Annotated in this window: 8 protein-coding genes and 1 pseudogene; all 9 read left to right on the forward strand. The window is 64.4% G+C overall.

The features are described 5' to 3' along the window. On the forward strand, positions 1-1,851 hold a 1,851-nt coding region (gene nuoG, locus CSW58_RS05865; protein WP_099446655.1), incomplete at its 5' end, for an NADH-quinone oxidoreductase subunit NuoG. A 4-nt stretch (positions 1,852-1,855) separates the two neighbouring features. After that, positions 1,856-2,926, forward strand: a complete 1,071-nt coding sequence (gene nuoH / locus CSW58_RS05870; protein WP_099446656.1) for an NADH-quinone oxidoreductase subunit NuoH — start codon at positions 1,856-1,858, stop codon at positions 2,924-2,926. Beyond that, the gene (locus CSW58_RS05875) at positions 2,926-3,177 is read left to right on the forward strand and encodes a hypothetical protein (RefSeq protein ID WP_099446657.1); all 252 of its coding nucleotides are present in this window, start codon (positions 2,926-2,928) and stop codon (positions 3,175-3,177) included. Before nuoH ends, CSW58_RS05875 begins: the two co-directional genes overlap by 1 nt. Continuing rightward, complete coding sequence (nuoI, locus tag CSW58_RS05880; protein WP_099446658.1) at positions 3,174-3,665, forward strand: NADH-quinone oxidoreductase subunit NuoI; 492 nt, start codon at positions 3,174-3,176, stop codon at positions 3,663-3,665. Before CSW58_RS05875 ends, nuoI begins: the two co-directional genes overlap by 4 nt. Positions 3,666-3,745: 80 nt before the next feature. Then, the gene (locus CSW58_RS05885) at positions 3,746-4,363 is read left to right on the forward strand and encodes an NADH-quinone oxidoreductase subunit J (protein WP_099446659.1); all 618 of its coding nucleotides are present in this window, start codon (positions 3,746-3,748) and stop codon (positions 4,361-4,363) included. Beyond that, positions 4,360-4,665: an NADH-quinone oxidoreductase subunit NuoK gene (gene nuoK, locus CSW58_RS05890; protein WP_099446660.1), complete on the forward strand. Its 306-nt coding sequence runs from the start codon at positions 4,360-4,362 to the stop codon at positions 4,663-4,665. The genes CSW58_RS05885 and nuoK overlap by 4 nt, the downstream gene beginning before the upstream one ends. 2 nt (positions 4,666-4,667) lie before the next feature. Beyond that, positions 4,668-6,695 (forward strand): NADH-quinone oxidoreductase subunit L, encoded by a 2,028-nt coding sequence (gene nuoL / locus CSW58_RS05895; protein WP_099446661.1) that lies wholly within the window; start codon positions 4,668-4,670, stop codon positions 6,693-6,695. 13 nt (positions 6,696-6,708) lie between these two features. Beyond that, the gene (locus tag CSW58_RS05900) at positions 6,709-8,193 is read left to right on the forward strand and encodes an NADH-quinone oxidoreductase subunit M (RefSeq protein ID WP_099446662.1); all 1,485 of its coding nucleotides are present in this window, start codon (positions 6,709-6,711) and stop codon (positions 8,191-8,193) included. Positions 8,194-8,201: 8 nt separating this feature from the next. After that, a pseudogene (locus CSW58_RS05905) lies at positions 8,202-8,745 on the forward strand (proton-conducting transporter membrane subunit); the annotation flags it as partial.

Raw genomic sequence — 8,745 nt, forward strand, 5'->3', positions numbered from 1 at the left:
CAGGAGATCTTCACCAAGACCCCGATGGTCAAGAAGGCCCGCGAAGGGGTGATGGAGTTCCTGCTCATCAACCACCCGCTGGATTGCCCGATCTGCGACCAGGGCGGCGAGTGCGACCTGCAGGACCAGGCCATGGGTTACGGCCGCGACGGTTCGCGCTATGATGAGAACAAGCGCGCGGTTGAAGAGAAGGCCATGGGCCCGCTCATCAAGACCGTGATGACCCGCTGCATCCAGTGCACGCGCTGCGTCCGCTTCATCACCGAAGTCGCCGGTTCACCGGAAATCGGCCTGATTTCGCGCGGCGAAGACGTTGAAATCACGACCTATCTGGGCGCGGCGGTGACGTCGGAGCTCAGCGCCAATGTCATCGACCTTTGCCCGGTCGGCGCCTTGACCTCCAAGCCCTACGCCTTTGAGGCGCGGCCCTGGGAGCTGAAGAAGACCGAGAGCATCGACGTCATGGACGCCCTCGGTTCGGCGATCCGGGTCGACAGCCGCGGCGCCGCCGTGCTGCGGGTGCTGCCGCGCGTCAACGAGGACGTCAACGAAGAGTGGATCAGCGACAAGACCCGCTATGCCGTCGACGGCCTGTCGCGCCAGCGCCTGGATCGTCCCTACGTCCGCGTCGGCGGCCGCCTGCAGCCGGCCAGCTGGTCGCAGGCCTTCGCCGCTGTCGCGGAAAAACTGAAGGCCGCCAGTTCTAATCGGATCGGCGTCATCGCCGGCGACCTGCAAGACGCCGAGAGCCTCAAGGCCACCAAGGACCTGTTCTCCGCCCTGGGCGTCAAGAACCTCGACGCCCGCCAGGACGGCGTGGCCCTGGGCGACGGACCGCGCGAAAGCTGGCTGTTCAATTCGACGATCGCCGGCATCGAAAACGCCGACGTCATCCTGCTGGTCGGGACCAATCCCCGCCTGGAGGCGCCGGTCCTCAACACCCGGCTGCGCAAGCAATGGATCGCCGGTAAGCTCCGTATCGGCGTGATCGGCGAGCAGGGCGACCTGACCTACGAGTACGATTATCTCGGCGCCGGCGCGAAGACCCTTGCGGGTCTGGCCAAGAGCAAGTCCGACTTCGTCACCGCCTTCAAGAACGCCGAACGTCCCGCGATCATCATCGGTCAGGGCGCCTTGACCCGACCCGACGGCGCGACCGTGCTGAAGGCCGCCGCCGCTGTCGCCAAGAGCTTCAAGGTCGTGCGTGACGGTTGGAACGGCTGGAACGTGCTGCACACCGCCGCGGCGCGTGTAGCCGGTCTCGACATGGGCTTTGTCCCGGGCGAGGGCGGTCTGACCGCCGGCCAGATGCTGAAGCCGGGCGCGCTGGACGTGCTGTTCCTGCTGGGCGCCGACGAGTGCGAGACGGCCGCTTCGGACGCCTTCAAGATCTATCTGGGCACCCATGGCGACTCCGGCGCCCACAAGGCCGACGTCATCCTGCCGGGCGCCGACTACACCGAAAAGAACGGCCTCTATGTGAATACCGAAGGCCGCGTCCAGATGGGCGAGCGGGCGGTGTTCCCCAAGGGCGAGGCCAAGGAAGACTGGTCGATCCTGCGGGCCCTGTCCGAGATCCTCGGCCACAAGCTGCCTTATGACAGCCTGGACCAACTGCGCGCCAAGCTGTTCGCCGACCATCCGACCTTCGGCCAGATCGACTTCGCGCCGGGCTCGATCCCGACCCTGTTCGACGTGGCGGGCCTGGGCGGGGAGGGCGAGCTTTCGGACGCGCCGTTCGAAAGCCCGATCAAGGCCTTCCATCTGACCAATCCCATCGCGCGCGCCAGCGTGACCATGGCCGAGTGCGCGGCCGTGGTTTCCGGCGCCGCCAAGATCGCGGCGGAGTAGGCCGGTGAGCGAATTCTTCTCCAACCCGGCTGTGACCTGGACCCTGCTGACCACCGGCGGCATCCTGCTGGTGGTGATCTGGGTTCTGCTGAGCCTGGCCTTCCTGCTGCTGGCCGACCGCAAGATCTGGGCCGGCGTGCAGATGCGCAAGGGCCCCAACGTTGTAGGGCCGTTCGGCCTGCTTCAGTCCTTCGCCGACTTCTTCAAGTTCGTGCTCAAGGAAATCATCATCCCGTCGGGCGCCGACAAGGTGGTGTTCATCCTAGCCCCGTTGCTGAGCCTGATCCTGGCCTTCGTGGGCTGGGCGGCCGTGCCCTTCGCGCCGGGCTGGGTGGTGTCGAACATCAATGTCGGCATCCTCTACCTGCTGGCGATGAGCTCCCTGGGCGTCTACGGCATCATCATGGGCGGCTGGGCGTCCAACTCGAAATATCCGTTCCTGGGCGCCCTGCGCTCGGCGGCCCAGATGGTGTCCTATGAGGTCTCCATCGGCCTGATCATCATCACGGTGATCCTGCTGGCCGGCTCGATGAACCTGTCGACCATTGTCGAGCAGCAGTCCGGCTGGATTTGGAACTGGAACGTGTTCGGCGGCGGCCTGAAGAACCTGATCCTGCTGCCGGTTATGGTGGTAGCCATGGGCATGTTCTACATCTCGGCCCTGGCCGAGACCAACCGCCCCCCCTTCGACCTGCCCGAGGCCGAGTCGGAGCTCGTGGCCGGTTACCAGGTCGAGTACAGCTCGACCCCGTACCTGCTGTTCATGGTCGCCGAATATTCCAACATCGTCCTGATGTGCGCGATGATGAGCGTGCTGTTCTTCGGCGGTTGGAACCCGGGCTTCCCGACCGACTTCATGGCCAGCTGGCCGGTCTTCTGGGCCAACCTGCTGCTGTCGATCGTGTTCTTCGCCAAGATCTGCTTCTGGTTCTTCATGATCGCCATGGCCAAGGCCATCGTGCCTCGCTACCGCTACGACCAACTGATGCGCCTGGGCTGGAAGGTGTTCCTGCCCACCTCTCTGGTGCTGGTGGTTCTGGTCGCCGCCTGGCGCGTTTTTGGTCCGGGCGCCTGATGCGCGGCCGATCGGTCATAGCCCTCTCGGGCCTGGCTCTGGCGTCCGTTCTGGCCGGTTGCGCCGTCGCCGGTCCGCTGGACAGCTCCTATTCGCTGGGCCGCGGCGTGGTCAGCTATGACGAACTGCGCCGGGCCGGAGAGAAATGCAAAGCCGATGGCGGCGCCATCCAGGCCAAGCAGGACGGCGGCGACCCCGCCCAGCTTTCGAACTACACCTGCGTCATTCCGAAGGGTAACGAGCGGCCATGATGAGTCGTATCTCACAAGCGATCAAAGGCGCCGCCCTGCTGGACTTCGCGGGGGCCTTCGGCCTGGCCATGAAGTACATGATGGCCCCGAAGAAGACGGTGATCTATCCCAACGAGCGCAACCCGCAGTCGCCGCGCTTTCGCGGCGAGCACGCCCTGCGCCGCTATCCGTCGGGCGAAGAGCGCTGCATCGCCTGCAAGCTGTGCGAAGCCATCTGTCCCGCCCAGGCGATCACCATCGAGGCCGAGCCCCGTGACGACGGCAGCCGTCGCACGACCCGCTACGACATTGACATGGTCAAGTGCATCTATTGCGGCCTGTGCCAGGAGGCCTGCCCCGTGGACGCCATCGTCGAGGGGCCGAACATCGAGTTCGCCGTCGAGACGCGTGAAGAACTTTACTACGACAAGGAAAAGCTGCTCGACAACGGTGACCGTTGGGAGCGGCTGATCGCGAAGAATCTGGAGTTGGACGCGCCGTACCGCTAAAGGGACAGCGCGATTCTAGGGGGCGGCTCGCCAACCGGCGGCGTCGCGGTTTTTAGGTTTTGACGGGAGCACCTGGGCCAATGCCCTTGCAGGCGATCGCATTCTATCTGATGGCGTTCACAACCCTCGCGGCGGGTCTCCTCGTCGTGTCGGCCAAGAACCCTGTCCACTCGGTGCTCTTCCTGATCACCGCCTTCTTCTCGGCCGCGGGACTCTTTGTCCTGCTGGGCGCGGAGTTCCTCGCGATGCTGTTGATCGTCGTCTATGTCGGCGCGGTCGCGGTGCTGTTCCTTTTCGTGGTCATGATGCTCGACATCGACTTCGAGGCGTTGCGCGACGGCTTCGCCCAGTACCTGCCGATCGGCGGGCTGGTGGCCGGCGTCCTGACCCTGGAGATGATCTTCGTGGCCGCCACGGTCGCCACCAACGGGGCTGCCGGCAAGAACGCCTCGCCCATGGCGTCGCCGGAGGGGATCTCGAACACCGAGGCGATCGGCCGGGTGCTCTATACCGACTACATCTTCTTCTTCCAGCTGGCGGGGCTGGTTCTGCTGGTCGCGATGATCGGGGCGATCGTCCTGACCCTGCGCCACAAGCCGGGCGTCAAGCGCCAGGACATCAGCAGGCAGGTCGCCCGCTCGCCCAAGACCGGAATGGAACTCGTGCAGATCAAGCCGGGCGAGGGGATCAGCGAATGATCGGCCTGTCGCACTACCTCATCGTCGCCGCCATCCTGTTCACGATCGGGGTGCTGGGCATCTTCGTGAACCGCAAGAACATCATCGTCATCTTGATGTCGATCGAGCTGATCTTGCTGGCGGTGAACATCAACCTGGTGTCCTTCTCGGTCTATCTGCACGACGTGGTCGGTCAGATCTTCGCGATGTTCGTGCTCACCGTCGCCGCCGCCGAGGCGGCCGTTGGCCTGGCCATCCTGGTCACTTTCTTCCGAAACCGCGGCGACATCGCGGTCGACGACGCCAGCGTGATGAAGGGCTGATCGTGGACATTATCGTCACCCTCATCGTTTTCGCACCGCTGCTGGCCGCCGCGATCGCCGGCCTCTCGGGCCGCCGTATCGGCGACATCGCCTCGCAGGCGATCACCACCGGCGCGCTGATCCTGGCCTGCGGCCTTTCCTGGTACACGTTCAGTCAGTGGACCTGGGGGCATATGGAGGCCTTCACGGTCAACCTGCTGCCCTTCATCCATGTCGGCGACTTCGTCTCCAACTGGGCCATCCGTATCGACGCCCTGTCGTGCGTGATGCTGATCGTGGTGACCACGGTCTCCATGCTGGTCCACGTCTACAGCTGGGGCTACATGGCCGAGGACCCGGACAAGCCCCGGTTCTTCGCCTATCTGTCGCTGTTCACCTTCGCCATGCTGGCCCTGGTCACCGCCGCCGACTTCATGCAGCTGTTCTTCGGCTGGGAAGGGGTTGGCCTGGCCTCCTATCTGCTGATCGGCTTCTGGTACAAGAAGCCCTCGGCCAGCGCCGCCGCCATCAAGGCCTTCGTGGTCAACCGGGTCGGCGACTTCGGCTTCGCGCTCGGCATCATGACGGTGTTCTGGGCCTTCGGGTCGGTGCAGTTCGCCGAGATCTTCCCGCAGATGGCGCAGGGCGCGACCCGCACCTGGGCGTTCGCCGGCTACACCTTCCCGCTGGTCGACATCGCCTGCTTCCTGCTGTTCATCGGCGCGATGGGCAAGTCGGCGCAGTTCTTCCTGCACACCTGGCTGCCTGACGCCATGGAGGGCCCGACCCCGGTCTCGGCCCTGATCCACGCGGCGACCATGGTTACCGCCGGCGTTTACATGCTGTGCCTGCTGTCGCCGATGTTCGAATACGCCCCCGTGGCCAAGAACATCGTCACGGTGATCGGGGCGATCACCGCTCTGTTCGCGGCCACGGTCGGCCTGACCCAGAACGACATCAAGCGGGTCATCGCCTATTCGACCTGTTCGCAGCTGGGCTACATGTTCTTCGCGGTTGGGATCGGCGCCTATCAGGCGGCGATGTTCCACCTGTTCACCCACGCCTTCTTCAAGGCGCTGCTGTTCCTGGGCGCCGGTTCGGTGATCCACGGCATGCACCATGAGCAGGACATGCGGAACTATGGCGGCTTGGCGAAATACATGAAGTGGACCTTCGCCACGATGATGGTCGGCACGATCGCCATCACCGGCCTGGGCATTCCGAACCTGCACCTGGGTTTTGCGGGCTTCTACTCCAAGGACACCATCATCGAGGCAGCGTTCGCGGGCGGACAGCACAATGGCTTCTCGATGTTTGCCTTCTATATCGGCCTGCTGGTGGCCGGCCTGACCGCCTTCTATTCCTGGCGCCTGGCCTTCTTCACCTTCAACGGTCACGCCCGCTGGGGCAATGAGGCCCATGGTCACGACGCGCACGGGCACGATGACCATGCCGCGCAAGACGATCACGGCCACGGCCATGACCACAAGCCGCATGAGAGCCCCTGGGTCATGCTGGTTCCGCTGATCGCCCTGTCGATCGGCGCGGTCTTTGCCGGCTTCTTCTTCGTCGAGTATTTCGTCGGCCATCACCAGGAAGAGTTCTGGCGCGGGGCGATCTTCAACGCCCCGACCAACCACGTCCTGCACGAAGCCCACGAGGTTCCGGAATGGGTGAAATGGTCGCCGCTGGTGGTCTCTGTGCTGGGCCTGCTGGGCGCGGCCTATGTCTACCTGCTGAAGGAAGGCCTGGGCGCCAAGCTCGCGGCCCGCAACGGCCCGCTCTACGTGTTCTTCTACAACAAGTGGTTCTTCGACGAGCTTTACCAAGCCACCTTCGTGCGCCTGGCCAAGTTCCTCGGGGACCTGTTCTGGAAGGGCGGCGATCAGAAGATCATCGACGGCCTCGGCCCCGATGGCGTCAGCGCCGTCTCCTACGAGATCGGTCGCCGCACGGGCAAGCTCCAGACCGGCTATGTCTATCACTATGCCTTTGTCATGCTGCTCGGTGTCGCCAGTTTGCTCCTCTTCGCTCTCATCAAGTTCCGCTAGGGAGGACTGATCAATGACCGGCCTTCTTAGCCTCACCACCTTCGCGCCCATGATCGGCGTGGCCGTCCTGCTGGCGGTTCGCGCGATCCAGGGCGACGGTCCCAAGACCGACGGCCTCGCCCGCTGGATCGCCCTGGCGACCACCCTGGTGACCTTCGCCCTGTCGATCGTCCTGGTGCTGCAGTTCGACGCCAACAACCCCGGCTTCCAGTTCGTGGAAGACGTGGCCTGGTTCGCTGGCCTGCACTACCGCATGGGCGTCGACGGCATCTCGGTGCTTTTCGTCCTGCTGACCGCCTTCCTGTTGCCGATCTGCGTGATCGCCAGCTGGAAATCGATCGACAAGCGCGTGGTCGAATATTTCATCGCCTTCCTGGTTCTCGAGACCCTGGTGATCGGCGTGTTCTGCGCCCTGGACCTGGTGCTGTTCTACCTGTTCTTCGAAGGCGGCCTGGTGCCGATGTTCCTGATCATCGGCATCTGGGGCGGCAAGCGCCGTGTCTATGCGGCCTACAAGTTCTTCCTCTACACCCTGCTCGGCTCGGTGCTGATGCTGGCGGCGATCCTGTCGATGATCGGTATCGCCGGCACCTCGTCGATCCCGGACCTGATGGTGTTCAAGTTCGCCCCGTGGCTGCAGACCTGGCTGTGGCTGGCCTTCTTCGCCAGTTTCGCGGTCAAGATGCCCATGTGGCCGGTGCACACCTGGCTGCCCGACGCCCACGTCGAGGCCCCCACGGCGGGGTCGGTCATTCTGGCCGGCATCCTGCTGAAGATGGGCGGCTATGGCTTCATGCGCTTCAGCCTGCCGATGTTCCCCAACGCGTCGGAAATGTTCCAGCCCCTGGTGTTCGCCATGTCGGCGATCGCCGTGGTCTACACCTCGCTGATCGCCTTCCGTCAGACCGACATCAAGAAGCTGATCGCCTATTCGTCGGTGGCCCACATGGGCTTCGTGACCATGGGCATCTTCTCCGGCAACACGGTCGGCGAGCAGGGCGCCCTGTACCAGATGATCAGCCACGGCGTGATCTCGGGCGCGCTCTTCCTCTGCGTCGGCGTCGTCTATGATCGCATGCACACCCGCGAGATCGCCTTCTATGGCGGCCTGACCCAGCGCATGCCCTGGTATGCAGCGGTGTTCCTGCTGTTCACCATGGGCAATGTCGGCCTGCCGGGCACGTCTGGCTTCGTCGGTGAAATCCTGACCATGACCGGCGTCTACCAGGCCTCGACCTGGACGGCCCTGGTCGCGGCCACCGGCGTGATCCTTTCGGCGGTCTATGCCCTGACCCTGTATCGGCGGGTAATGTTCGGCGAGATCACCAATCCTGAGCTGATGACGATCACCGATCTCGACAAGCGCGAGCTGCTGATCTTCGTGCCGCTGATCATCGCCACCCTGGTGCTCGGCATCTATCCCAATCTTGTGTTCAACCTGACCGCGTCGTCCGTCGACGGGCTCGTCGGCGCCTGGCGCGCCGCCGTGGGCGGGTGAGGGACCCCATGACGTTCGCCTCTGATTTCTCCCTCGTCCTGCCTGAAGCGATCCTGGCCGGCTCGGCCCTGGTCCTGCTGGTCTGGGGCGCTTTCCAGGGCAAGACCACGCCGGCCTTCACCGGCGCCGCGATCCTGGCCCTGCTCGTCGCGGCCGTGGTGCGCCTTCAACGGCGTCTATGTCTCCGACGCCGCCGCCAGCTACGCCAAGGCGGCGATCTACGGCTTCAGCGCCATCGCCGTCCTGCTCGGCGACCGCTGGCTGGCCGCCCGCGGCGATCAGAAGTTCGAATATGCGGTGCTGGTTATCCTGTCGGCCATCGGCATGGGCGTCACCGCCTCCGCCGGCGACCTGATCAGCCTCTATGTCGGTGTCGAGCTGCAATCGTTGGCGCTGTACGTCCTGGCGGCGTTCCGCCGCGACGACGCCAAGGCCTCGGAAGCCGGCCTGAAATATTTCGTTCTGGGCGCCCTGTCGTCGGGCCTTCTGCTCTACGGCGCGTCGCTGATCTATGGCTTCGCCGGATCCACCCACTTCTCCGACATCGCCGCC

This window comes from Caulobacter sp. B11, assembly GCF_002737765.1.
Classification (GTDB): domain Bacteria; phylum Pseudomonadota; class Alphaproteobacteria; order Caulobacterales; family Caulobacteraceae; genus Caulobacter.

What these genes read in the sequence shown, in the direction of transcription:
- CSW58_RS05875 (WP_099446657.1), top strand. Translation starts at nt 2,926, where the DNA reads ATGCGCGGCCGATCGGTCATAGCCCTCTCGGGCCTGGCTCTGGCGTCC.
- nuoI (WP_099446658.1), top strand. Translation starts at nt 3,174, where the DNA reads ATGATGAGTCGTATCTCACAAGCGATCAAAGGCGCCGCCCTGCTGGAC.
- CSW58_RS05885 (WP_099446659.1), top strand. Translation starts at nt 3,746, where the DNA reads ATGCCCTTGCAGGCGATCGCATTCTATCTGATGGCGTTCACAACCCTC.
- nuoK (WP_099446660.1), top strand. Translation starts at nt 4,360, where the DNA reads ATGATCGGCCTGTCGCACTACCTCATCGTCGCCGCCATCCTGTTCACG.
- CSW58_RS05900 (WP_099446662.1), top strand. Translation starts at nt 6,709, where the DNA reads ATGACCGGCCTTCTTAGCCTCACCACCTTCGCGCCCATGATCGGCGTG.